Annotated in this window: 24 protein-coding genes and 1 riboswitch; of the genes, 14 read left to right on the top strand and 10 right to left on the bottom strand. The window is 68.8% G+C overall.

Annotated elements, in window-relative coordinates; all coding sequences use genetic code 11:
* Window positions 1–61: 61 nt before the first annotated feature.
* The 3 genes from EL288_RS02205 to metX all read right to left on the bottom strand — a co-directional run bounded on the left by EL288_RS02205 (window position 62) and on the right by metX (window position 3,256).
* On the bottom strand, window positions 62–1,273 hold the full coding sequence (locus EL288_RS02205; protein ID WP_003815250.1) for a muropeptide transporter: 1,212 nt from the start codon (window positions 1,271–1,273) through the stop codon (window positions 62–64).
* A 124-nt stretch (window positions 1,274–1,397) separates the two neighbouring features.
* Window positions 1,398–2,012, bottom strand: a complete 615-nt coding sequence (gene metW, locus EL288_RS02200) for a methionine biosynthesis protein MetW (RefSeq protein ID WP_003815252.1) — start codon at window positions 2,010–2,012, stop codon at window positions 1,398–1,400.
* Complete coding sequence (gene metX, locus EL288_RS02195; RefSeq protein WP_003815253.1) at window positions 2,009–3,256, bottom strand: homoserine O-succinyltransferase MetX; 1,248 nt, start codon at window positions 3,254–3,256, stop codon at window positions 2,009–2,011. The genes metW and metX overlap by 4 nt, the downstream gene beginning before the upstream one ends.
* Window positions 3,246–3,326: riboswitch (SAM riboswitch) on the bottom strand. It overlaps the preceding gene by 11 nt.
* A gap of 93 nt (window positions 3,327–3,419) precedes the next feature.
* On the opposite strand from metX, the gene EL288_RS02190 reads away from it, so the two are divergent.
* Window positions 3,420–4,427: an Ldh family oxidoreductase gene (locus EL288_RS02190; protein ID WP_003815254.1), complete on the top strand. Its 1,008-nt coding sequence runs from the start codon at window positions 3,420–3,422 to the stop codon at window positions 4,425–4,427.
* A 3-nt stretch (window positions 4,428–4,430) separates the two neighbouring features.
* On the opposite strand, the gene EL288_RS02185 is transcribed toward EL288_RS02190, so the two are convergent.
* Window positions 4,431–5,324: an AEC family transporter gene (locus EL288_RS02185; RefSeq protein ID WP_003815255.1), complete on the bottom strand. Its 894-nt coding sequence runs from the start codon at window positions 5,322–5,324 to the stop codon at window positions 4,431–4,433.
* Window positions 5,325–5,451: 127 nt separating this feature from the next.
* Between EL288_RS02185 and EL288_RS02180 the strand changes: the two genes are divergently transcribed.
* Window positions 5,452–5,688: a helix-turn-helix domain-containing protein gene (locus EL288_RS02180; RefSeq protein WP_003815265.1), complete on the top strand. Its 237-nt coding sequence runs from the start codon at window positions 5,452–5,454 to the stop codon at window positions 5,686–5,688.
* On the opposite strand, the gene EL288_RS02175 is transcribed toward EL288_RS02180, so the two are convergent.
* Entirely contained in the window at window positions 5,660–6,208 is a 549-nt protein-coding gene (locus EL288_RS02175) for a hypothetical protein (protein ID WP_010929589.1), read from the bottom strand. The genes EL288_RS02180 and EL288_RS02175 overlap by 29 nt on opposite strands.
* Window positions 6,209–6,320: 112 nt before the next feature.
* Here EL288_RS02175 and EL288_RS02170 point away from each other — a divergent pair, with 112 nt between their 5' ends.
* From EL288_RS02170 to EL288_RS02160, 3 genes are all read left to right on the top strand, one after another.
* Window positions 6,321–7,154, top strand: a complete 834-nt coding sequence (locus tag EL288_RS02170; RefSeq protein WP_003815269.1) for an alpha/beta hydrolase — start codon at window positions 6,321–6,323, stop codon at window positions 7,152–7,154.
* 33 nt (window positions 7,155–7,187) lie between these two features.
* Window positions 7,188–8,771 (top strand): glutamate--cysteine ligase, encoded by a 1,584-nt coding sequence (gene gshA / locus EL288_RS02165; RefSeq protein WP_003815271.1) that lies wholly within the window; start codon window positions 7,188–7,190, stop codon window positions 8,769–8,771.
* 65 nt (window positions 8,772–8,836) lie between these two features.
* Window positions 8,837–9,355: a lipocalin family protein gene (locus EL288_RS02160; RefSeq protein ID WP_003815273.1), complete on the top strand. Its 519-nt coding sequence runs from the start codon at window positions 8,837–8,839 to the stop codon at window positions 9,353–9,355.
* Here the strand turns inward: EL288_RS02160 and EL288_RS02155 are convergent.
* From EL288_RS02155 to EL288_RS02145, 3 genes are all read right to left on the bottom strand, one after another.
* Window positions 9,352–10,320, bottom strand: coding sequence for a M14 family metallopeptidase (locus EL288_RS02155; RefSeq protein WP_033459020.1), 969 nt, complete (start codon window positions 10,318–10,320; stop codon window positions 9,352–9,354). The genes EL288_RS02160 and EL288_RS02155 overlap by 4 nt on opposite strands.
* 29 nt (window positions 10,321–10,349) lie before the next feature.
* The gene (locus tag EL288_RS02150) at window positions 10,350–11,336 is read right to left on the bottom strand and encodes a Bug family tripartite tricarboxylate transporter substrate binding protein (protein WP_033459022.1); all 987 of its coding nucleotides are present in this window, start codon (window positions 11,334–11,336) and stop codon (window positions 10,350–10,352) included.
* Window positions 11,337–11,470: 134 nt separating this feature from the next.
* A complete protein-coding gene (locus EL288_RS02145) occupies window positions 11,471–12,382 on the bottom strand; it encodes a LysR family transcriptional regulator (RefSeq protein WP_033448320.1) in 912 nt (303 codons plus the stop codon).
* Window positions 12,383–12,508: 126 nt separating this feature from the next.
* On the opposite strand from EL288_RS02145, the gene panB reads away from it, so the two are divergent.
* Window positions 12,509–13,345, top strand: coding sequence for a 3-methyl-2-oxobutanoate hydroxymethyltransferase (gene panB / locus EL288_RS02140; protein WP_003815281.1), 837 nt, complete (start codon window positions 12,509–12,511; stop codon window positions 13,343–13,345).
* A 513-nt stretch (window positions 13,346–13,858) separates the two neighbouring features.
* Window positions 13,859–14,968: a porin gene (locus tag EL288_RS02135; protein ID WP_033448266.1), complete on the top strand. Its 1,110-nt coding sequence runs from the start codon at window positions 13,859–13,861 to the stop codon at window positions 14,966–14,968.
* A gap of 132 nt (window positions 14,969–15,100) precedes the next feature.
* Here EL288_RS02135 and EL288_RS02130 read toward each other — a convergent pair whose 3' ends face one another.
* Complete coding sequence (locus EL288_RS02130; RefSeq protein ID WP_003815283.1) at window positions 15,101–16,147, bottom strand: LacI family DNA-binding transcriptional regulator; 1,047 nt, start codon at window positions 16,145–16,147, stop codon at window positions 15,101–15,103.
* Between the two features lie 127 nt (window positions 16,148–16,274).
* Here EL288_RS02130 and EL288_RS02125 point away from each other — a divergent pair, with 127 nt between their 5' ends.
* The 6 genes from EL288_RS02125 (at window position 16,275) to EL288_RS02100 (ending at window position 22,187) form a co-directional block, all read left to right on the top strand.
* Window positions 16,275–17,147 (top strand): branched-chain amino acid ABC transporter permease, encoded by an 873-nt coding sequence (locus EL288_RS02125; protein WP_003815285.1) that lies wholly within the window; start codon window positions 16,275–16,277, stop codon window positions 17,145–17,147.
* A gap of 28 nt (window positions 17,148–17,175) precedes the next feature.
* Complete coding sequence (locus tag EL288_RS02120) at window positions 17,176–18,105, top strand: branched-chain amino acid ABC transporter permease (RefSeq protein ID WP_003815286.1); 930 nt, start codon at window positions 17,176–17,178, stop codon at window positions 18,103–18,105.
* Window positions 18,106–18,107: 2 nt separating this feature from the next.
* Window positions 18,108–18,872 carry an ABC transporter ATP-binding protein gene (locus tag EL288_RS02115; protein WP_003815287.1) on the top strand — a complete coding sequence of 255 codons (765 nt, stop codon included), beginning with the start codon at window positions 18,108–18,110 and terminating at the stop codon, window positions 18,870–18,872.
* Entirely contained in the window at window positions 18,865–19,578 is a 714-nt protein-coding gene (locus tag EL288_RS02110; RefSeq protein WP_003815288.1) for an ABC transporter ATP-binding protein, read from the top strand. The genes EL288_RS02115 and EL288_RS02110 overlap by 8 nt, the downstream gene beginning before the upstream one ends.
* A 60-nt stretch (window positions 19,579–19,638) precedes the next feature.
* Entirely contained in the window at window positions 19,639–20,784 is a 1,146-nt protein-coding gene (locus EL288_RS02105) for an ABC transporter substrate-binding protein (protein WP_003815289.1), read from the top strand.
* A 74-nt stretch (window positions 20,785–20,858) separates the two neighbouring features.
* Complete coding sequence (locus EL288_RS02100) at window positions 20,859–22,187, top strand: amidase (protein WP_015064900.1); 1,329 nt, start codon at window positions 20,859–20,861, stop codon at window positions 22,185–22,187.
* Between the two features lie 35 nt (window positions 22,188–22,222).
* Here EL288_RS02100 and EL288_RS02095 read toward each other — a convergent pair whose 3' ends face one another.
* Window positions 22,223–22,813 carry a cysteine dioxygenase family protein gene (locus EL288_RS02095; RefSeq protein WP_003815296.1) on the bottom strand — a complete coding sequence of 197 codons (591 nt, stop codon included), beginning with the start codon at window positions 22,811–22,813 and terminating at the stop codon, window positions 22,223–22,225.
* Window positions 22,814–23,103: 290 nt separating this feature from the next.
* Between EL288_RS02095 and EL288_RS02090 the strand changes: the two genes are divergently transcribed.
* Window positions 23,104–23,898, top strand: a complete 795-nt coding sequence (locus tag EL288_RS02090; RefSeq protein ID WP_003815297.1) for an IclR family transcriptional regulator — start codon at window positions 23,104–23,106, stop codon at window positions 23,896–23,898.
* Window position 23,899 lies beyond the last annotated feature (1 nt).

Raw genomic sequence — 23,899 nt, 5'->3', positions numbered from 1 at the left:
CCGCCACTGCGGGCGGCTTGCGCGGGTAGCGCAGGCCGTAACCTTAGCACCATCGCCACGCTCAGCGCGCGGTTTGGGCGTCCAGTTCGTCGATAACGTTGCGTCGCAGCCGCAACAGCCATAATCCGGGCAGCGCGATGAGGACGGTGACGATGAAAAAGCCCGGCCAGTCGAGCCACTCGACCAGCACCGGCGTCAGCGGCCCGGCCAGGTAGGTGCGGCCCACCGCGGCCAGCGCCGACAGCAGCGCGAACTGCGTGGCCGAGAACTGCTGGCGGCACATCGCCATCAGCAGCGCCACGAAGGAGGCCGTGCCCAGGCCGCCGCACAGGTTCTCGACGCCGACCGCCAGCCCCATCAGGTAGAGGTTCTTGGGGCTGACCGCGATCAGCCAGTAGCCCAGGTTGGAGACGGCCTGCAGCAGGCCGAACGCCATCAGCGAGCGGTACAGGCCCCAGCGCGTCATGATGGAGCCGCCGGCCAGCGCGCCGATGATGGTGGCGGCCAGGCCCAGCACCTTGTTGACGGTGCCGACCTCGGTGGCGCTGAACCCGGCGCCGCGCAGCAGGAAGGTGGTGGACAGCGCGCCGGCGAAGGCGTCGCCCAGCTTGTACAGGACGATCAGCAGCAGCATGTCGATGGCGCCGCGGCGGCTGAAGAACTCGCGAAAGGGTTCGACCACCGCCGCGCCGAGATCGCGCGGCGGGTTGGCCGGCCGCTCGGGCTCGGGCGCCCATAGCGTGCCCAGCGCGCACGCCAGCATCAGGCCGCCCATCAGCACATAGGTGTTGCCCCAGCCCAGCCAGCGATCGGCCACGATGAGCGCCAGGCCGCCGGAGACGATCATGGCCAGCCGGTAGCCCATGACCCGCATCGCGGCCCCGGCGCCGCGCTCTTCCTGGCGCAGCACATCGGTGCTGTACGCGTCGAAGGCGATGTCCTGCGACGCCGACAGGAAGGCCACCAGCACCGCCATCAGGGCCAGCGGCAGCAGGGCCGAGCCCGGCGACAGCATGCCCATCACCATGATGGCGGCGGCCAGCAGCACCTGGGTCAGCAGCATCCAGCCGCGGCGGCGCCCCAGGAACGGCGGCACGTAGCGGTCGATGAGCGGGGCCCAGAGGAATTTCAGCGTATAGGCGGTGCCGGCCAGCGTCAGGAAGCCTATGCTCTGCAACGAGACGTTCTCGACCGTGGCCCAGGCCTGCAGCGTGCCGCTGCTCAGCGCCAGCGGCAGGCCGCTGGCAAAGCCCAGCACCAGCAGCGGCGCCACGCGGCGGTTGGTATAGACCTTGGTGGTTTCGGTCGCGGCGGTAATGGCGGATCTCCCGTGGAACGACCGGTAGGCGCGCCGGTCCTGCTAGCGGATAGTAGCAATCCGCGCCGGCTTGCGGATGTCAGGACGCAGCGAAACGATACAGCGCCAATGTACTGCGCCAACTGGGGAATACGCGGATTTCCCTGCCCTCGTTGAACGTGGCGCGCTGCAGGATGCGCAGGCCCAGGGTGCCGGCCAGATCCTCGAAATCGCGCAGCGTGCAAAGGTGGATGTTGGGCGTGTTGTACCACTGGTACGGCATCTGGCCGGTCACGGGCATGCGGCCGCGCAGGATCGACCAGCCATGCGGCCAGTAGCCGAAGTTGGGAAACGACACCACGCCATGGCGCGCCACCCGCGCCATTTCGCGCAGGATGTGCTCGGTACGGTGCATGGACTGCAGGGTCTGCGACAGCACCACGGTGTCGAACTGCTGGTCGTCGAACAGCGCCAGGCCATCTTCCAGGTTCTGCTGGATGACCTCGACGCCGCGCTGCACGCAGGCGATCACGTAGTTGTCGTCGATCTCGACGCCGGCGCCGCGCACCTGGCGATGGTCGCGCAGGTACGCCAGCAGCGCGCCATCGCCACACCCCAGGTCCAGCACGCGCGAGCCGGGCTCGATCCAGCCGGCGATGCGCGCCAGGTCGGGCCGCAGGGCGGCGGGTTCGAAACGGGCCGAAACGGGGCTCATGCGGGATTTCCCTCCGGCGCGACGGCGCCATTGAGGCCCAGTTCGCGCGCAATCCGTTCGTAGTAGCCGCGCACTACCGCGTGATAGCGCGCGTCATCCAGCAGGAAGGCGTCGTGGCCGTGCGGCGCGTCGATCTCGGCATAGGTGACCGGGCTGCCGTTCTTGAGCAGCGCGCGCACCATTTCGCGCGAACGCTCGGGCGGAAAACGCCAGTCGGTCGAGAACGAAACCAGCAGGAAATCGGCCGTGGCCGGCGCCAGCGCGCGCGCCAGGTCGCCACCGGTGGCGCGCGCCGGGTCGAAATAATCCAGCGCGCGGGTGATCAGCAAATAGGTATTGGCGTCGAAATAGCGCGAGAATTTCTCGCCCTGGTAGCGCAGGTAGGACTCGACCTCGAATTCGACATCGTAGCCATAGCGATAGGCGCCGTCGGCGGCCGGCTCGCGGCGCGTGCGGCCGAATTTCTCGGCCATGTCGTCGTCGGACAGGTAGGTGATATGACCGATCATGCGGGCCACCGACAGGCCGCGCCCCGGCACCGTCCCGTGCGCGTAGTAGTCGCCGCCATGGAAATCGGGGTCGGTGATGATGGCGCGCCGCGCCACCTCGTTGAAGCCGATGTTCTGCGCCGACAGGCGCGGCGTGCTGGCGACGACCACGCAATTGGCCACCCGCTGCGGGCAGGTGATGGCCCAGCTCAGGGCCTGCATGCCGCCCAGCGAACCGCCCATGACCGCGGCGAAGCGCTCGATGCCGAAATGATCCGCCACGCGCGCCTGGGCGCGCACCCAATCTTCCACGGTCAGGACCGGGAACGCGGCGCCCCAGGGGCGGCCGGTGGCCGGATTGATGCTGGCCGGCCCGGTCGAGCCGAAGCACGAGCCCAGGTTGTTGACGCCGATGACGAAGTAACGATTGGTGTCTACCGGCTTGCCGGGCCCCACCATGTTGTCCCACCAGCCGACATCCTTGGGGTTGTCGGCGGACACGCCGGCCACATGGTGCGAGGCATTGAGCGCGTGGCAGACCAGAACCGCGTTGGTGCGCTGCGCATTGAGCGTGCCGTAGGTCTCGATGGCCAGTTCGTAGCCATCGAGGGTCTGGCCGCTGGCCAGCGGCAGCGGTTCGTCGAAACGCAGGAATACAGGGGCAACGATGCCGGCGGAACCCACGGCCGAAGGCGTGGCGGCGACAGGGGCGGCGGCCGTGGCAGGCAACGCCGGATTCAGGACAGGATTGGTCATTCAGACCTCTTTAGCTGGATTTATAAGAGGCGCCCGCAAGCGGATCAGGCAAATCGGCGCCGAACAATGTGCGCAATTCTAGCACTGGCCGGAATCCGATGTTCGTGGCAGCATCGATATCTGCGATGCCTGCCGCGACGCAGCGCGTTTCCGGGACCTTCCGATGGCCCATATCTACCTGGACGAACTGCAGCACCTGGCCGCCGCCGCGCTGGCGGCGGCGGGCGCCAACCCCGACATGGCCGAGAGCACGGCGCGCGCCCTGGTGCACGCCGACAGCCAGGGCCTGGTGCCGCAAGGCGTGGCGCGCGTGCCCGGCTACGCCGCCCACCTGCGCGTAGGGCGCGCCAAGGGCGCCGCCCGGCCCAGGCTGGCGCGCGAGCACGGCGGCACGGCGCTGGTCGACGCGGGTTCGGGCCTGGCCTACCCGGCCTGCGCCCTGGCGGCCGCGCTGGCCATCGAACGGGCGCGCCAGCACGGCGTGGCATTCGTGGCAGTGGCCAACAGCCATCATTTCGGCGCCGCCGCCTACCACCTGGAGGCCGTCGCCGCGGCCGGCCTGGTGGGCCTGGCCTTCGGCAACTCCCCGGCGGCCATGCCGGCCTGGGGCGGCCGGCGGGCGCTGCTGGGCACCAACCCGGTCGCGGCGGCCTTCCCGCGCCGCCGCGCCGCGCCGCTGGAAATCGACCTGGCACCGGGCGAGGCAACGCGCGGCCAGCTGATGATCGCGGCGCGCGACGGCGAGTCCATTCCGGAAGGCTGGGCGCTGGATGCCGAAGGCCGGCCCACCACCGACCCGCGCGCCGGCCTGGCCGGCACCATACTGCCCGCCGCGGGCGCCAAGGGAACCATGCTGGCGCTGATCGTCGAGCTGCTGGTGTGCAGCCTCTCCGGCGCGCGGTTCGGCTTCGAGACCGAATCGCTGTTCGACGACGACGGCGAGCCGGCGCGGCTGGGCCAGGCCTTCCTGGCCGTCGACCCGGCCGCGCTGGCCGGCACCGACACCTACCTCGAACGCGTGGAAACCCTCATCGAGGCCATGCTCCACGACGATGGCGTGCGCCTGCCCGGCGAGCGCCGCATCGCGCTGCGCAAGCAGGCGCTGCAGCATGGCGTGGACATCCCCGACACGCTGCTGGCGCAATTGCGCGGCATGTGCGGCGCGGGCTGAGGCCTACTGGCGCGTGAACCACAGCAGGGCCGGCGCCAGCAGCAGGAACACCACGGTCGACACCAGCACCGCGCCCGCGGCGATATCGCCGACGTCGGTATAGCGGCGCGCATACATGTAGCTGACCACGGCACAGGGCATGGCCATCTGCAGGGCCAGCGCCCCGGCCAGCAAGTCGGGCAGGCCGAGCAGCCACACCACCGCGTAGCCCGCGGCCAGCCCGACTGCCAGCCGCAGCGCGGCCACCACCGCGCCGGCGCGCATGCCATTGGCGGGAATCAGCGCCAGCGCGTGGCCCAGGCTCAGCAGCATCAGCGGCACCGTCACCGCCCCCAGCATGCGGCTGGTCGCGACCAGCCAGTCCGGCACCGGGATGTCCAGCGCGCGCAGGGTCACCGCGGCCACCGAGGCCAGCAGGACCGGGCTCTTCCAGCTGCCGGGCGTGTTGGCGCCGGGCAGCATGCGCACGGCGATCGTGTGCGTCACGAAGGAGTTGACCGCGAAGAATGCCACCGCCGCCGACAGCCCGGCGTCGCCGAACGCCAGTTGCGAAACCGGCAGGCCGAGATTGCCGGCGTTGGGCACGAAGGCGGTGGGCAGCAGCGTGCGCACCGGCAGGCCGAACAGCCGCAGCAGGCCGGCGCACGCCAGCGCGCAGGCCAGCAGCGCCAGCAGCGAGGCGCCGGCGATGGCCAGCAGCGCGCGGTCGTCCAGTTGCGTGGTGACGAAAGTGTGGAACACCAGCGCCGGGGTGGTCACCGTGGTGACCAGCATGGTGATGAACGTGCCGCCGAAGGGGTAATCGCGCTTGGCCCAATAGGCGCCGATTCCCGCGCATGCCAGCAGGGGCAGCAGCAGCACGACGGCAGACCAGTAGAACTGTACGACGGCAAGCATGAACGAGGCTGGGCCTATTCAGAAATGGATAAACGGCTCGATGCCGCCACGAATCGAGACTTGGCATGCCGGCGCGGCGCGCCGCATGATGGCCGGCCGCCCCTCATGGGCAAGGACGGGGTCCGCCATGCCGCAACGCACCACCCTCACCCCGCGCGAGCTGGACTGCCTGCACTGGTCGGCGCTGGGCAAGACCAGCTGGGAAACCGCCCGCATCCTGGGCATCGCCGCGCGCACGGTCGATTTCCACCTGGCCAATGCCTGCGCCAAGCTGGGTGTGGCCAACCGGCGCGCCGCGGTGGCCCGCGCCGTGCAATGCGGGCTGCTGCCGGCGCTCACCGCCGCAGCTCCACCGCATCGATGAATTCGCGCGCCCGCTCGGCGGGCAAGGTCTGGCGGGTGCCGGCGGCCACGGCCTCGATCAGCATGTCGTCGGTCGCCCACACCCGCGCCAGCAGCCAGTCGTCGCGCTCGCCCGGCGGGGCATGGATCTCGATGTCGGCGCCCGGCGCGGGCAGCGGGTCGGGCGGCTGGACGCCCAGGTTGGCGTACAGCGAGCGCGCCAGCGCCTCGCCCAGCGCGCGCCGGCGCGCCGGATCGGCCGCCACCTCGGGCGGCAGCGGCGCATGGCCGATGGCGAATACCGCCTGCTCGACCCGCGCGGAGGTCAGCGAAAACCGCAGCGGCACCTCGGCCAGGGCCAGGTCGCGGGTGTCGGTCTGCACCCGGCCGGGGAACGCCGCGCGCACGCGGCCATCGGCCACGTCGATCTCGCGCCAGTTGTAACTGGGCGAACAGGCGGCCAGCAGCAGCGCGGCGCAGCCGGCCTGCCACAGGATCCGCACGCGTTTCTTGAGCATGAAACGAAACAGCGTTGAAATCATGGGTATGGGTTCGCTATCGACCTGCAGAGGCCTGAAATTGTCGCCGATTTCATTTACTCCCGCCGCGGACGGCGTCAGCCTGGCCAATTACGCCTGGCCGGCGGCCCCGGACGTGCCCGCGCCGCTGCCCGGCCCGGGCACGCCCAGCATATACCTGCTGCATGGGCTGAGCGAGCACGCCGGCCGCTACGAGCGCCTGGCCGGCTGGCTGGCCGCGCGCGGCTGGCGGGTGGGCGCGCACGATCACCGCGGCCACGGCCGCTCGGGCGGCCCCCCGGCCGGCCTGGCCCGCCCCGACGACCTGGTGCGCGACGCCACGCAGCGGCTGCTGGACTGGAGCCGCGACTGCGGACGTCCGCCCATCCTGCTGGGCCACAGCCTGGGCGCGCTGGTGGCGGTGCGGGTGGCGCAGCGGCAATGGGCGCCGCTGGCCGGCCTGGTGCTCAGTTCGCCGCCGTTTCGCCTGCGCATCCCGGCCTGGTCGCGCCCGGCGCTGACCTGGCTGGCGCGCCGCCAGCCCGAGCTGCGCGTGCCGCACGGCCTGGCGCCGGCCTGCATTTCGCATGACCGCGCGGTCGTGGCCGCCTACCGGGCCGACCCGCTGGTGCGGCGCTGCATTACCGGGCGGCTGGCGCTGTTCATCGACCAGGCCAGCCAGGCCGCCCTGCGCGACGCGCCGCTGCTGCCATGCCGCACCCTGCTGCAGGTGGCCGGCGCCGACCGGATCGTCGCGCCCCAGGGCAGCCGCGCCTTCGCCGAGGCGGCGCCGCCCGCCCTGCTGACGCTGCGCTGGTATCCGGACGCCTGGCACGAGATTTTCAACGAAACACCGGCCATCGCCGCCCCGGTCTATGCCGACCTGGACGGCTGGCTGGCCGGCGCCGCGACATCTTTATCCCGGGAGCCGATCAGGGCTACCTCGGCACGGACGGCCATCACCCCGTAAAATCCGCGATCCACCCGGAAAAAAGATACGCCCGTGACCGATACCGCTGCCCAACGCCACCACCGCCTGCAAGCCCATGCCGACCTGCTGACGCAGACCCTGCGCGGCATCGAAAAGGAAGGCCTGCGCGTGGACCACCAGGGCGTGCTGGCCCGCACCGCCCACCCTGCCGGGCTGGGCGCCGCGCTGACCAACGCACATGTCACCACCGACTACTCGGAAGCGCTGCTCGAACTCATCACCGGCACCCATACCGACGTCGACAGCCTGCTGGGCGAACTGCGCGACACGCATCGCTACGTCTATGGCGTGCTCGAGGGCGAATACATCTGGAACCAGTCGATGCCGGCCACGCTGCCGCCCGAGGCCGACATCCCCATCGCCTGGTACGGCACCTCGAATACCGGCATGCTCAAGCACGTGTACCGGCGCGGCCTGGCCGAACGCTACGGCAAGACCATGCAATGCATCGCCGGGGTGCACTACAACTTCTCGCTGCCCGACGCGCTGTGGGACGTGCTCGTGCCCGATGCCCCGACGCCGCAGGCGCGCCGCTCGCGCGGCTATATCTCGCTGATCCGCAACTTCACCCGCTATTCCTGGCTGCTGATGTACCTGTTCGGGTCGGCGCCGGCCCTGGCGCGCGAGTTCATGCGTGGGCGCGACCACCTGCTCGAGACGCTCGACCCGTCCACGCTGTACCTGCCCTACGCCACCAGCCTGCGCATGAGCGACCTGGGCTACCAGAACAAGGCGCAGTCGCGCCTGAAGCTGTGCTACAACGACCTCGACACGTTCCTGGGCCGCCTCTACGAAGCGGTCACCGAACCCTGGCCGGCCTACCAGGCCATCGGCACGCGGCGCGACGGCCAGTGGATCCAGCTCAATACCAACGTGCTGCAGATCGAGAACGAGTACTACTCCAGCATCCGTCCCAAGCGCGCCACCGGCCGCTGCGAACGCCCCATCACGGCCCTGGCCGAACGCGGCGTGCAGTATGTCGAAGTACGCTGCCTGGACATCGACCCGCTGACGCCCGAAGGCATTTCCGCCGAAACCGCGCGCTTCGTCGATGCCTTCCTGCTGTTCTGCGCCACCTCGGACAGCCCGTTCTTCCCGGACAACGGCTACTGCCAGCGCAGCGCCGACAACTTCGCCGTCGTCGTCAAGGAAGGCCGCAAGCCGGGCCTGATGCTGGACCGCGAAGGCCAGGCCGTCAGCGTGCCGCAGTGGGGCCACGAGCTGCTCGACCAGATCGCGCCCTACGCCGCCCTGTACGACCAGGCGCTGGGCGGCGATGCCTACGCCGCGGCGCTGGCCGCCCAGCGCGCCAAGCTGGACCAGCCCGACCTGACCCCGTCGGCGCGGGTGCTGGCCGCCCTGCGCGAGGGCAACGTATCGTTTCACGATTATTCGCTGGACCTCAGCCGCCGCCACGCCGACGCGCTGCGCGCCCAGCCGCTGCCGGCCGAACGGACGCAGGCCTACGCCGAGGCGGCGCGCCAGTCCGTCGCCGAGCAATTGCGCCTGGAGCAGTCCGACGCGGTCGATTTCGACACCTACGTGGCGCACTACCACGCGGCCCTGAAAAACCCGCTGCCTTCGACGGCGTCCTGACAGGCGTATCGTTATGGCTGGGCCGGCGCCGCGCGCCGGTCCGGCACCTTCCTACCGGAGGCACTATGTTTCGCCTTGCATTCCTGTTCGCGGCCGCCGCGCTGGCGACCGGCGCCGTCGCGGCCGGACCGGCGGTCCGCACGGTCGAGTCGGTCGACCTGGCCCGCTATGCCGGCAAGTGGTACGAGATCGCCCATCTGCCCATGTTCTTCCAGCGCCAGTGCGTGGGCGACACCACCGCCGAATACACGCAGAACACCGATGGCTCGCTGGCGGTGAACAACCGCTGCCGCACCAAGGACGGCAGTATCGACGCCGCCTCGGGCACCGCCACCGTGGTCGAAGGCAGCGGCAACGCCAAGCTGGAAGTCTCGTTCTTCAAGCCCTTCAAGGGCGCATACTGGATCATCGGGCTGGATCCGGACTACCGCTGGGCGGTGGTCGGCTCGCCCGATCGCGACAACCTGTGGATCCTGTCGCGCAGGACGCAGCTCGCGCCGGCCGACCTGCAGAATGCCCTGGCGGTAGCCAAGGCGCAGGGCTACGCGCTCGACGAGCTGCGCTACACCCCGCAACAGCGCTAGGCCAGCCGGCCGTCCTCGCGCGGGTCCGCCGCATAGTCGCGGGCCAGCCGCACCACCGTCACGCCTGGCTGGAGCTGGCGCAGCGACGGCATGATCAACGTACAGCGGTCATAGGGCGTGACGATGGGCTGGCCATCGGCCCAGCCTATCGGCGTTCCCGCTCGCTCCAGCGTTTCGAGGCCCTGCCAGGCTTGCGCGAAGCGCAGGTCCATCGACGGCGCGACCACGGCGTCGGTCACCTCGAGCACGCGCTGGCCCGGCGCGGGCGGCAACAGCCACCCGGCCGGCAGGTCGCCGGCGTCGACCACGTCCGCCGCCAGCAGCAGGCGGCCCATCATGTCGCGCGCCACCTCGCGTGCCGCCGGTTCGCCGTGAAAGCCGCATTCGATCAGCAGCGCGCAGGCGTCGGCGCCGGGATCGCCGAAGCGGCCGAAATCGCGCATGCGCACGCCGTCCTTGTGGCCGGCGTCGACCACGACATGGCGCGGCGCGCCCAACCGGCGCGCCAGCGCGATATTGCGCGGCAGAACGCCGGTCAGCAGCAAGGGCTCGCCCGGCTCGTGCATCGAGTGCAGGTCCAGCAGCCAGTCGGCCCGCTCCACCCAGGGCCGCAGTGCCAGCGCGCGCTGGCGCTCGCGCGTGCGCGGCTGCGCCAGGCGCGCCTCGCTCCAGACGCGGTTCATGTCTTCGTCGACGAAGCGCGCCGCGTCATGGCGAGACGCATCGAAGGTATCGAAGGCGTCCAGGTTGCACAACGCCAGCGTCAGGCTGCCGCGGCGCGGCCGCAGCCCCGCCGCCAGCGCGTCCTTCAGCGCCCAGGCGCCGCACAACTCATTGCCATGGACCAGGGCCGACACCATGACGGCGCAGCCCGTCCGGCCGGAATCGAAGTGCCAGACGCCGGGCGTACCGGTGTTGCCGAGGCGCTCGGCGGAAAGATCGGGAACGGGAAGCTGGAAATGCATGGACGGCGGCTGCGAAATAAACGGTTGGATTATTGGGCTTCGATCCTGGCGGCCTGCACCAGGGCGCCGTACTTGCGGGTCTCGGCCTGCTGGAACTGCACCGGATCCAGGCCGGGCTGGGCGAGTTCGCCGCCGGTTTCCTGCACCTTGCGGCGGAATTCCTCCGACTTCAGCACGTCGGCCAGGGACGCGCGCAATGCTTCGGCCACCGGCGCCGGCAAATCGGCCGGCCCGTAGAGGGCGAACCAGACGCTGATGTCCACGCCTTCGAAACCCGGGGTCTCGGCCAGCGCGGGGATATCGGGCGCGGCCGGCGAACGCTTCTTCTCGGTCACGCCCAACGCCACGACCTTGTCCGAACGCACCTGCGGCAGCCCGGAGGACAGCACCAGCACGCCGTAATCGAGCTGGCCGCTCATCAGGTCGGTGACCAGCGGCGCCACGCCGCGGTACGGCACGTGCTCGGCGCGGGTCTGCGTCGACTGGTTGACCATTTCGCCGGCCAGGTGCAGCGCGGTGCCCACGCCGGACGAACCATAGTTGAACGAACCGGGCGCCACGCCGCGCAGCTTGTGCAGGTACTCGGCGGCATTGTTCACGCCGGCGCTCTTCGAGGCGGCCAGCAGCATGGGCTGCGAGGCAATCACGCCCAGCGCGGTGAAATCCTCGGCGCCGTCGTACTTGACCGCCTTGTTGATCATGCCGGCGATCACCATCTCGTTGGTCGAGCCCAGCAGGAGGGTGTAGCCGTCGGCCTGGGCGCGCGCCACGCGTTGCGCGCCGATGGTGCCGCCGGCGCCGCCGACATTCTCGACCACCACGCTCTGGCCGGTCTGGCGCGCCAGCGCCTCGCCGAACAGGCGGGCGGTCAGGTCGACGCTGCCTCCGGCCGGATAGCCGACGATCAGCGAGATGGGACGGTCCGGATAGCCGGCGGCAGCCGCCGGCAGGGGCGCGGCCAGGGCCGCGCCGATACACAGGGCGGCCAGCGCGCCGCGCAATGCATGCGATTTCATGTTTTTCCCTCGAGGTATCGACAGACCGTGGCCCGCCGCTTGTTATGAATGACTGCGCGCCATCATTCTGCGGGGCCGGCATATCGGCCGATGTGCCGAACCGGCACATCGCCGTGCCAATACGGTTTGCCGGGCTAGCGGCCGCGCTGGGTGCACTCCCAGACCGCCTCGGCCAGCGCCGACAGGCGGGTACGCGGCCGGTACAGGCGCACCTCGAAAGCGATTTCCTCGGCCCGTCCGCCCAGCGCGGCCAGCGCGCCGCGCCGGCAATCCCCGGCCACCATCGACCACGGCAGCCAGGCGATGCCCAGCCCCTTCTGCGCCATGCCGTGCGCGGCATCGAGGGAGTCGCAGCGCACGAACGGCGCCAGCGCATAGGGAAAGGTTTCGAGCCGGTCGCCGGCGATGCGCGCCATGGCCAGTCCGCCCGAATACGTGATCAGCGGCGCTGCCGGCCCGCCTTCGCTCAGGGCATGGCGCGGGCGGCCGCGCGCGTCGGCCTGGCATACCGGCACCAGTTTGTCGATGCCCAGGGTCATGTAGCGAAACCGTCCCGGCGTCAATTGCACCGACAGCGCCGGATGCTCATAGCAGCACACCAGGTCGACACGGCCCTGCTCCAGCAACGCCGCCATCTCCTGCATCACGCCGGTGGACAGTTCCACCTGCGCGCCGTCGCCCAGCAGGCGCGCGGGGCGCTGGCGCAGCCGCGCTATCCAGTCGGCCACCAGGGTACGCGCCAGGCTGCGGCCGGTGCCGATGCGCAAGATGCGCTCTTCCTGGCGGCCAGCGCTGCGCAGCTGTTCGCGCACCCGATCGACCTGCTCGACGACCTGGCCGGCCGCCTGCAGCAAGGCTTCGCCCTGCGCCGTCAGCACGACCGGCGTGCGGCCGCGCTCGACCAGCGGCGCGCCGGCCCAGGTCTCCAGCGCGCGGATGCGCCGCCCGAAGGCCGGATGCGTGACGTGGCGCAACTCGGCCGCGCGCACGAAGCTGCCGGTCTGCGCCAACGCGATCAGGTCTTCGAAGAGTTTCAGGTCGGACATGGAAAACCGCCGCACAAGTCGCTGCGCCGATACAATCGGCTTCTGATCCGGCACCATGCCGGGCCATCGCGCAGCAGAGTGCTCTTGTAGCATGCGACGCGCGCGTCAACCCCTTACGGAGACATCATGAGCGTGCCCACCGCCGCCAAACGCATCACCACCCGCCAATTGCGCATGCGCACGCCGGACGAGCCCATCGTGGCGCTGACCGCCTACACGGCTCCCATCGCCGGCCTGCTGGATGCGCACTGCGACCTGCTGCTGGTGGGCGACTCGCTGGGCATGGTCATCTACGGCATGGAAACCACCCTGCCGGTTACCGTGGACATGATGATCCAGCACGGCCGCGCCGTGATGCGCGGTTCGCAGCGTGCCTGCGTGGCGGTGGACATGCCGTTCGGCAGCTACCAGGAAGACGAGCGCCAGGCCTATCGCAACGCCGCCCGCATCATGGCCGAGACCGGCGCAAGCTGCGTCAAGCTGGAGGGCGGCGCGGAAATGGCCTCGACCGTGGCGTTCCTGGTCGAGCGCGGCATTCCCGTGATGGGCCACGTCGGGCTCAAGCCCCAATCGGTGCACGGCCATGGCGGCTTCCGTACCGTCGGCCGCGGCGCCGAGGCCGAGCAGGTCATGGCCGACGCACAGGCCATCGCCGCGGCGGGCGCCTTTACGGTGGTCATCGAAGGCACGCTGGAACCCGTGGCGCGCGCCATCACCGAGGCCTTGCCCGTTCCCACCATCGGCATCGGCGCCTCGCCCGCCTGCGGCGGACAGATCCTGGTGTCGGACGACGTGCTGGGCCTGTTCTCGGATTTCACGCCGCGCTTTGTCAAGCGCTACGCGCAGCTGGGCCCCATCATCGAACAGGCCGCCGCGGCCTACGCCAGCGAGGTCCGCGCGCGCACGTTCCCGGCGCCGGAACACTGCACCGGCATGCCGGCGCCCGACGGCCGCCCGGCCTGAAACCGGGCACAGGAAGCGGCCGCCGCCACGCGGCTGGCCGGCTCCTCGGGCCGCTCGGACTCCTGCGCACGGCCAAACGGCCAGCGCTGCGGCCTGACGGGAGGCGTGGCGGGAGGTTGATCGGTCATTGCTCAATCCCTTGCTATAGATGGGCCGAGCATAGCCGCTATGCCGTGCCATGATTGTCAACAATTGCCAATGATGTGCGCGGATCCTGCAAACCCGCTCCCGCGCGCCGTAGGGTTTTCGCCACGGGCAAACCCGGCCACGGGGCTGCCCCGCGCCGCGCCCATGGCGCCATCCCGCGTGCTACGCGCAGGCGCGGCGCGCCCGCGATAGCAAGGCAATATGACAGCACCACGCACGCATTGCCTCAGTGCATGGAAATGTCAATTCGCGCGCCGTGTAACACTCCGGCACATATGGCGCCCCTAGACTTCGCCGGGTCCACGTTCCAGCACGAACCGTGCAGGACGTATGTCGGACCTTCTGCAGAAATTTGGGAGCATCACAATGAAGAAAACCTTGCTTGCCGTCGCCCTGGCCAGCGGATTCGCGGGCACGGCGCAAGCCGCCGCCACCAGCGTCACGCTGTATGGCCTGATCGACTCGGGCATCGGCTATGAACAGGTCAAGGGACCCAACGGCTTCAAGCAAAGCCATGTCGGCGCGACCAGCGGCGTCAGCAGCGGCTCGCGTTGGGGCCTGAAAGGCGCCGAAGACCTGGGTGACGGCCTGCAGGCCGTGTTCACCCTCGAGGCCGGCTTCAACAACCAGACCGGCAACTCCGAACAAAGCGGCCGCCTGTTCGGCCGCCAGGCCACCGTCGGCCTGTCCAGCAGTGCCTGGGGCAAGCTGGAGTTCGGCCGCCAGACCAATATGGCGTCCAAGTACCTGGGCGACATCAGCCCGTTCGGCACCGACTACGGCATGGCCGGCATCGGCAGCACGTTCGGCTCGGCCAAGTCGCTGCGCCTGGACAACATGGTGATGTACCAGTCGCCCGACTTCAGCGGCTTCCGGTTCGGGCTGGGCTATTCGTTCAACGCCGACACCACCAAGGGCGACAACTTCAGCACCAGCGACAATCCGCGCGTCGTGACCGCCGGCGCGAAGTACGCTTCCGGCCCGCTGACCCTGGTCGCCACCTACGACCGCCTCAGCCCCAACCACGCCGCCACCAACGGCGAATCGCAAAGCGTGCAGGAATACGCCCTGGGCGGCATGTACGATTTCGAGGTCGTCAAGCTGCACGCGGCCTGGGGCCAGACGTTCGACGGCTGGTTCTCCGGCTACTCGATGGGCACCAACCCCAGCTTCGCCGGCTACAGCAAGCTGCCTTCGCTGGCCTACAAGGACGGAGCCAAGGTCGATTCCCTGATGCTGGGCGCGACCGTGCCGCTGGGCAAGACCAAGGTATTCGGCTCGTGGCAGCGCGCCGATCCGAAGAACGACAAGCTGACCGGCGGCGACAAGACCTACAACATCTTCGCCCTGGGCGCCACCTACGACCTGAGCAAGCGCACCAACCTGTACGCCTATGCCGCCTACGGCGACAACTACGCGTTCCATGACGAAGTGCGCAACACCGCCGTGGCCGTGGGCCTGCGCCACCGCTTCTGAGCCGTTGCATGATGGGCCGCCCCCCCGGGGCCGGCCCTGCGAGGCATGCGAGTCCAGCGTCCTAGCGGGTGGTTTTTCCTCTCCGTTATCCATCCGCGACGGCCTGGACCCGCTGCCGCCCGCCCTGCCCCGCTAGGCGAGCCCGCTGGGCTCGCCAGGGCGCGGACAGGTGCTGGCCCGCACCATCAGCTGCGGCGCCAGCCGCTCGGACGCCGGGCGCCCCCCCTTGATACGCTCGAGCAGCAGCTCCATGCTGCGGTAGCCCATGGCGTGCATGGGCGAGCGGATCGTGGTCAGGCTGATCGGCAGTTCCGCGGCCAGCGGCGTGTCGTTGAAGCCCACGATGGCCACATCGTGCCCCGCGCGCAGGCCGCGATCGCGCACCGCGCCCATCAGGCCGATGGCCAGGAAGTCGTTGACCGCGAACACCGCCGAGGGCTTGCGGGCGCTGCGAAACAGTTTCTCGCCGGCCAGCCGGCCGGCGCGGGTATCGAACGGCCCATGCAGTATCCATTTGGCCGGGATATCCACCCCTTGCTCGCGGCAATAGGCGATGAACCCCGCGCTGCGGTCGCAGCCGGTGCTGGCGTACTGCTCGCCGGCCAGCACGGCGATGTCGCGATGGCCCAGCGCCAGCAGATGTTCGGCCGCCATGCGGCCGCCGGCCACGTCGTCGCAGGTCACGGCGCAATGCGTGCCGAGATGGCGGCTGACCAGCACCATGGGCACGCCGCGCCGGGCGATTTCGTCCAGGAACCGGGTATCGTCGCGGCGCGCATCGGCGAAGATCAGCCCCTCGACCCGGCGATCCAGCGCCATCTCGCCCAATTGCCGCTGGCGCGGCGGCGCGTCGCCGGTATTGGCCACGAACGTCAGGTAGCGCGAGTCGGCGGCCGCCGCGTCGATACCCTCGTAGATCGTGGCCACGACCAGGTCGGACAGCTGCGGCACCAGTACGCTGACCGTGCGCGTTTTCTGGGTGCGCAGGCCGATGGCGTGCGGATTGGGTCGGTAATTGAGCTGCTGCGCCAGTTCGCGGATGCGCTCGACCGTCTCGGGCGCGGCGGCGTTGCGCGCGTCGTCGTCGGTGCCATTGAGCACGCGCGAGACGGTCGACACATGCACCTTCAGCTGCTGCGCCAGCGAACGCAAAGTGACCGGAGACTGCTTACCTTTCATGTGGCCTTCCTTTTGCGCGCATCATAGCAACATTCCCGTTTTACCCAAACGTTCGGGTAAATACTAAATTGCCAGCGGCCGCGTGCGCCCCTACAGTTGCTACCCAAACGTTTGGGTAGAGATCCGTATGGACCATTTTCTGCAGCAACTGATCTACGGCCTGTCCGTGGGCAGCACCTATGCCATGATCGCCCTGGCGATCACGCTGGTGTTCCGGGGCATGGACATCATCAACTTCGCGCAAGGCGAAATCTTCATGGTGGGGGCATTCCTGGGCTACGTCTTCCACGTGGACCTGGGGCTGTCGATGTGGCTGGCCTTTCCGCTGGCCATCGCCTCGGCGCTGGTGTTCGGCTCGTTCCTCGAACGGGTGTTCATGCGGCGGCTGGAAAACAGCAACCAGCTCTCGCTGTTCATGATGACCGTGGCGCTGTTCATCCTGCTGCGCAGCGCCGCGCAACTGCTCTTCGGCTCGTCCGCGTACCGCTTTCCGCCGCTGAGCGAACATGCGGCCTCGATCGGCTCGGTGCGCATCAGCGACCAGTACCTGATCGTCATCGGCATGACGCTGCTCATCATGCTGCTGCTGTACCTGCTGTTCACCCGCACGCCGCTGGGCCTGTCGGTGCGGGCGGTCGCGCAGGACAAGACCACCGCGCGCATGATGGGCATCAACGTTTCACGCATCAACAACTTCACCGTGGCGCTGTGCTCGGCGCTGGGCGCTGCGGCCGGCATCGTCTACGCGCCGATAGCGGTGCTGTCGTTCGACATGGGCAACCTGATCATGCTCAAGGGCTTCACCGCCGCGCTGCTGGGCGGGCTGGGCCTGCTCTCGGGCGCGGTGCTGGGCGGAATCATGCTGGGCGTCATCGAGCAGTTCGGCACGCTGTTGATCAACTCCGCCTACAAGGATCTGGTCTCGTTCTCGATCCTGCTGCTCATCATCCTGGTCAAGCCCAACGGCATCCTGGGCAAGAAGCAGATCAAGAAAGTCTAAGCAGACCAAGCCAGAAGGACACCGCATCATGTTTCGTCGCAAATATGGAACCGCGCTTTGCGCGCTGGTCCTCATCGCATTGCCGGCCCTGCTCAACGACCCGTTCATCACCCACCTGGGCGTGCGGGCGGCCACCTACGCCATCGTAGTCATGGGCCTGACGCTGTTCGCCGGCTACACCGGCCAGATCTCGCTGGGGCACGCCGCCTTCTTCGGGCTGGCCGCCTATCTGTCGGGCATGATGGCCAAGGCCGGCGTGCCCTACCTGGTATCGGTGCCGGTCGCCACGGCCGCAGTCGGCGTGCTGGGCTGCCTGGTCGGCATGCTGGTGCTGCGCACCAGCGGCCACTACCTGGCGCTGGCCAGCATCGCCGTCGCGGTCATCGTGCAGGTCATCATCAAGAACAGCACGATCACCGGCGGCCCTTCCGGGTTGACGGCCGTGCCCGCGCCGGATTTCTTCGGCTGGTCGCTCACCAGCGACCTGGGCTACTACTACTACGTGCTGCTGTGCATGTTCGCCGGCTTCGTCATCCTGCGCCGGGTCATCGACTCGCGCACCGGCGACGCCCTGCAGGCCATCGCCAACAACGAACTGGCCGCCCAGTCGCTGGGCATCCCGGTGTTCCGCTACAAGGTGCTGTCATTCACCATCAGCACCCTGTTCGCGGCGTTCGCCGGCACCCTGTTCGTGCACTACGACGGCTTCATCGACCCGGACAGGCTGGGCATCCACGTCTCCGTGCTGTTCCTGATCATGACCTTCGTGGGCGGCATCGGCAACATCTACGGCTCGGTGATCGGCGCCTTCGCGCTGACCATCATCGAGGAGTACGCCCAGGAATTCGGCCAATACAACATCCTGGTCTACGGCCTGCTGCTGGCGCTGGTGATCCTGTTCCTGCCCAAAGGACTGGTGGATCTGCCCAACAAGCTCAAATCCCTGCGCGCGAGGTAAGCATGCTTTCCGTCAACAACGTGACCCTTTCGTTCGGCGGCGTCCAGGCGCTCTCCGACGTATCGTTCACCATGCAGGCCAATGTCATCCATGGCCTGATCGGCCCCAACGGCGCGGGCAAGACCTCGCTGTTCAACGTGGTCAGCGGCATCTACACGCCGACCGCGGGCTCGATCCGCTTCGACGGCAAGGAAATCAGCCGCCTGAAGCTGCATCAGATCAACCGCCTGGGCGTGGCGCGCACGTTCCAGAACATCATGGTGTTCCCCGACCTGACGCTGGCCGAGAACGTGATGATCGGCCGCCAGGACCGCACCCGCGCCGGGGTGCTGGCCTCCATCCTGCGCACCCCGGGCGAGCGCGCCGAACGCCGCGCCACCCGCGAACGGGCGATCGAGCTGCTGTCGTACGTCGGGCTGGCAGGCAAGGCCGACGAACTGGCCTCCAACCTGCCCTACGGCGAACAGCGCCAGCTGGACATCGCGCGCGCGCTGGCCACCGACCCCAGGATCCTGCTGCTGGACGAACCGGCCGCGGGCCTGAACCTGCAGGAGCGCATCGCCCTGCGCAAGCTGATCCTCAAGCTGCACGAGCTGGGCTACACCATCGTGCTCATCGAACACGACATCAAGCTGGTCATGGGCCTGTGCGAGCACATCGTGGTGCTGGAATACGGACACAAGATCGCCGACGGCACGCCGCAGGAGGTGCAGCGCGACGAAAAAGTGATAGCCGCCTATCTGGGCGCGGGAGCGCAGCATGCTTAAGATCGACCGCATCGACACCTATTACGGCCGCGTGCAGGCGCTCAAGCAGTGCAGCCTGGACGTCGCCGCCGGCGAGTTCGTCACCCTGCTGGGCGCCAACGGCGCGGGCAAGAGCACCCTGCTCAAGTCCATCCTCGGCCTGCAGCCGATACGCGGCGGCGCCATCGAATTCATGGGCGAGCGCATCGACCGCCAGGCGCCCGACGCCATCATCCGCAAGGGCATCAGCATCGTCCCGGAGGGACGGCGCGTGTTCCCCGAATTCACGGTGGCCGAGAACCTGGTCATCGGCGCGCGGGCGCGCCGCTCCACCCACCACGAAATCCAGCAGGACATCGAACGCATCCTGGCGCAGTTCCCCCGCCTGAAGGAGCGCTACCGGCAGAAGGCCGGCACCATGAGCGGCGGCGAGCAGCAGATGGTGGCGATCGGCCGGGCGCTGATGGGCCGCCCCAAGCTGCTGCTGCTGGACGAACCGTCGCTGGGCCTGGCGCCGCTGGTGGTGGCCGAACTGATGGACAAGCTGCGCGAGATCCACGCCGCCGGCGCCACCATCCTGCTGGTCGAGCAGAACGTCACGCTGGCGCTGCAGACGGCCCAGCGCGGCTACCTGCTGGAGACCGGCCAGATCGTCGGCTCGGACGATACCCAAGCCCTGCTGCACAGCGACCTCGTGCGCAAGACCTATCTCGGCATGGACGGCTGATACGCGCCACGCCACTTTCGCCGATGCACGGCATCCCCCCCTCCCGACTAGAGAGACATCATGATTGCATTCGCTCCCCGCACCCTGGCCGTCGCGTCGATCGCGGCGACCGTCGCCCTGGCCGGTTGCGGCCAGAAGGAAGAACAGGCCGCGGCCGGCGCCACGCCGCTGCGCATCGGCATCATCGAATCCGTGACCGGCCCGGCCGCCTCGTACGGCGACGCCCACAACAAGGGCACCCGCCTGGCCGTCGAGGAAATCAACAAGGCCGGCGGCTTCAACGGCGTACCGCTCGAAGTGCACGGCGAAGACGACAAGAGCGACCCGGCCACCGGCATCAACGCCGCCAAGAAGCTGATCACCCAGCGCAAGGTCGACGCCATCGTCGGCTCGGCCGCCAGCCTGGTCACCATCGCCTTCTCGAAGGAAAACGAGAAATACAAGGTGCCGCTGGTCAATGGCATGGCCGGCTCGCCCACCATCACCGAGCAGGGCTTCCAGTACACCTGGCGCATCAAGATTACCGACAACCAGCTCGATACCAAGGCGATCGAGCACTATGTGCAGAACAAGAACGCGCGCAAGGTGGCCTTCCTGGCCGAGAACTCCGACTACGGCAAGCCGCCCACCAAGGCGGCCGCCGACCGCGCCCGGGAACTGGGCGCCGAAGTCGTGGCCTACGAGGAATACAACCGCGGCGAGACCGACTTCAAGGCCCAGCTGACCAACATCCGCGACCGCGCGCCCGACGTGCTGTTCGTGCACGGCTACTACACGGAAGGCTCGATCATCGCGCGCCAGATCCGCGAACTGGGGCTGAAGACGCAGCTCATCGTCAACGAGGGCCAGGGCGTGCCCAAGTTCCAGGAGCTGGCTGGCGCCGCGGCCGAGGGCGCCGTGTTCCCCACCACCTGGCTGCCGGGCCTGAGCGACGCGCGCTCCAAGCAGTTCGAGACCGCCTACCAGGCACGCTACAACAGCCTGCCCGGCGCGTTCGACGCCGGTTCATACGAAGCCGTCTACACCGTGGTGGAAGCCGCGCGCAAGGGCGGCGGCACCAAGCCCGAGCAGATCCAGGCCGGGCTGGCCCAGCTGCAAGGCTTCGAGACCCTGCTGGGGCCGGTGCGCTTCGATAAGAAGAACCAGAACGACGGCTCGATCCGCCTGGCCCGCTTCAACAACGGCAAGATCGAACCGCTGCAGTAAACCGCGGCGTCCGCCGGCCTCGCCGGCGGACGCTGTCCGCGCCTTGCCTTGCGCCTTACCCGTCTTTCATCAAAATGCTGACCATTGCTGCCCTCGCGTCTGCCTACCGCACGCGCCAGACCACCCCTTCCGCCACCCTGCGCGACCTGCTGGACCGGATAGCCGCCTCGCCGCTGAACAGTTTCATCAGCGTCGACCCTGAAACCGTCATGCGGCAGGCCGCCGACGCCGACGCCGCCTTCGCCGGCGGCGCCCCGGTGGGCGCGCTGCATGGCATCCCCGTGGCCGTCAAAGACTTGATCGACGTCGCCGGCATGCGTACCACCATGGGCTCGCAGCAGTACGCGAACCAGGCGAGCGCCGAACGCGACGCGCAGGTCGTCGCCCGGCTGCGCGCCGAGGGCGCCATCATCGTGGGCAAGACCAACACCCACGAGTTCGCCTACGGCCCCACCGGCGATCGCTCGTACTTCGGCGCGGCATGCAACCCGCGCGACCCGGCCCGCATGACGGGCGGCTCCAGCAGCGGCTCGGCCGCGGCGCTGGGGGCCGGGCTGTGCGCCGCCGCCCTGGGCACCGACACCAGCGCCTCCATCCGCCTGCCCGCCGCGCTGTGCGGCGTGGTGGGCCTCAAGCCCACCTATGACCTGCTGCCGCGCGCCGGCGCCTTCGACCTGAGCCAGACGCTCGATCACGTCGGCCCGATGAGCGCCACCGTGCGCGACAACGCCGTGCTGCTGGACGCGCTCGCCGGCCAGCCGGCGCACAGCTACGCGCGCCTGGCCGGCCAATCCGTGCGTGGCCGCACCGTGGGCCTGGCCACCGGTTTCTACCTCGACTATCTGGATGCGCCGGTGCGCCAGGCACTGGAACAGGCGCAGGAAGCCTTCCGCCAGGCGGGCGCGCAGGTGGTGCCCATCGAAATCGCCCAGGTGCAGGCCATCTACGAAGCCCAGCAACTGGTGCTCAAGACCGAAGCCTATGCGCGCCACCTGCGGGCGCTGACGACCAATGCGCCGTACCAGGACGAAGTGCGCGCGCGCCTGCTGACCGGCGCCGACGTGCTGGCGGTCGATTACCTGCAGGCCATGGCGATGCGCGCCGTGGCGCGCCGGGCCTTCGACGAGGCGCTGGCACAGGTCGATGTGCTGCTATGCCCCACCTGCGGCCTCACCGCCCCGCTGCGCGACCAGCGCACCACCGCGCTCGATGGCCAGGAGTACTCCACCACCTGGCTGTTGACCCGCCTGACCGCGCCGACCAATCTGTCCGGCCACCCCAGCCTGTCGGTGCCGTTCGGCGCCGACAGCCAGGGGCTGCCCATCAGCATGCAGTTGATCGGCCGGCATCTGGACGAGGCCGTGCTGTACCAGTTCGGCCAGGCGCTCGAAGACGCCGCCTGAAGCGCGGCGGCCGCCAGCCCGCAACGCCGTGCTGCTCAGCCGGCGTTGGGCGCGGCCCAGAGATTGGGCGTCATGGCGTTCGAATAGCCCGACACGAACGCCTTGCTCGCCCCGGTTTGCGGGTCGTAGACGCTGCGCCGTATGCGGCCGATATTGCCGCCGTACAAGTGGATGCTGATCGACACCCGGTCGTCGTAGGCATTGCTGACCTGGTGGATATCGCCGATCGACGGCGACACACAGGCCACGTCGCCGGGGCGCAGCACCTTGCCCGGGCCCTCCGGCGCCAGCCGGCCGTCGGCGGCGCGCCGAAACGGCTGGTCGGTCTCGGCGCCTCGCAGCATGCCGATGACGCCCCATACCGTGTGGTCATGCACCGGCGTCTTCTGGCCCGGCCCCCACACGAAACTGACCAGCGAGTAGCGGTCGCGCGGGTCGCCGTACAGCAGATACTGCCGGTAGTACTCGGGATGCGGCTGCGCCATTTCGTCGGGCAGCCAGTCGTCATGGGCCACCAGGCCGGCGATCAGCTGCCGCGCCTGCGCCAGGATGGCGGCCTCCTGCAGGCCGGTGCGTTCGACCAGCTGGCCCAGCGCCACCACGGTATTGAGCAATCTCTCGGACATGACCCCCTCCTGTCGGTCCCTTCATTCGAGCACATCGCCCATGCGGCGTCATCATGCCCGGAGAAATACCAAAATATAGGATACGAATTCTATATATGTGGAAAATAATAAAGAACACCCTGGATGGACGTCAATCAATATAGCCAATATCAAGCGTATTTACCGGGTAGAGGATGGGTTCGATAACTTCCCAATATTTAGGATTAATATTTCATTATTTGATTTATAAACGCGCTATCTGTATTCTGTGCGCGACCACCCTGGCATACGCATGAGCGCCAGGCCGGCGCTTGCGCTGCAAAGGCATACGACATATGGACAAAACCCTGCTCAAGGGCCTCACGGTCCTCGAAGCCATCAGCCGGCTCGACGGCGCCACGCCCACGCTGGACCAGATCGCCGAGGAAATCGGCCTCACCCGCAGCAATACGCATCGCACCCTGCAGACGCTGGCCCACGCCGGCTATGTCCGGCGCGACCCCGCCACGGGCTCGTACCAATGCACGCTGAAGCTGTTCGAGCTGGGCGCGCGCCAGCTGGCCAGCCTGGACGCCCGCAAACTGGCCCCGCCGTTCATGGGCGAACTGGCCAGGCTGACCAACGAAACCGTGCACCTGTCCGTGCTCGACGGGCTGGACGTGGTCTATGTCGACAAGCTGGACAGCCCGCAGCCCCTGCTGGCCTATTCGACCGTGGGCGGCCGGGCGCCGGCCTACGCGGTGGCCACCGGCAAGGCCCTGCTGGCTTGCCAGACGGCCGACTACCTCGACCACTATGGCGCCGCCATCAAGCGGCACACCGAAGACACGCACGTGTCGTTGCTCGCCCTCAAGCAGGAGCTGGCCGACGTCAACCGCATCGGCTACGCCATCAACCGCGGCGAGTGGCGCCAGGGCATCGGCGGCATTGCCGCGCCGATTTTCAACGGGCTGGACAAGGCCGTGGCGGCGCTGGGCATCTCCGGCCCGCTCGAACGGCTGACAAACCAGAAAATGCGTGAATACGCGCCGCTGGTGCAACAGGCGGCGCGGCAGTTGTCGGCGCACATGGGTTATCGCGGCGGCTATTTCGGCGGCGCCGCCTGAA

Origin of the sequence: Bordetella bronchiseptica, from assembly GCF_900636925.1 — a bacterium.
In the GTDB taxonomy this organism is placed as follows: Bacteria; Pseudomonadota; Gammaproteobacteria; order Burkholderiales; family Burkholderiaceae_B; genus Bordetella; species Bordetella pertussis.
Note: the sequence above shows the minus strand (reverse complement) of the source record. Positions and strands in the feature narration are given on the sequence as shown.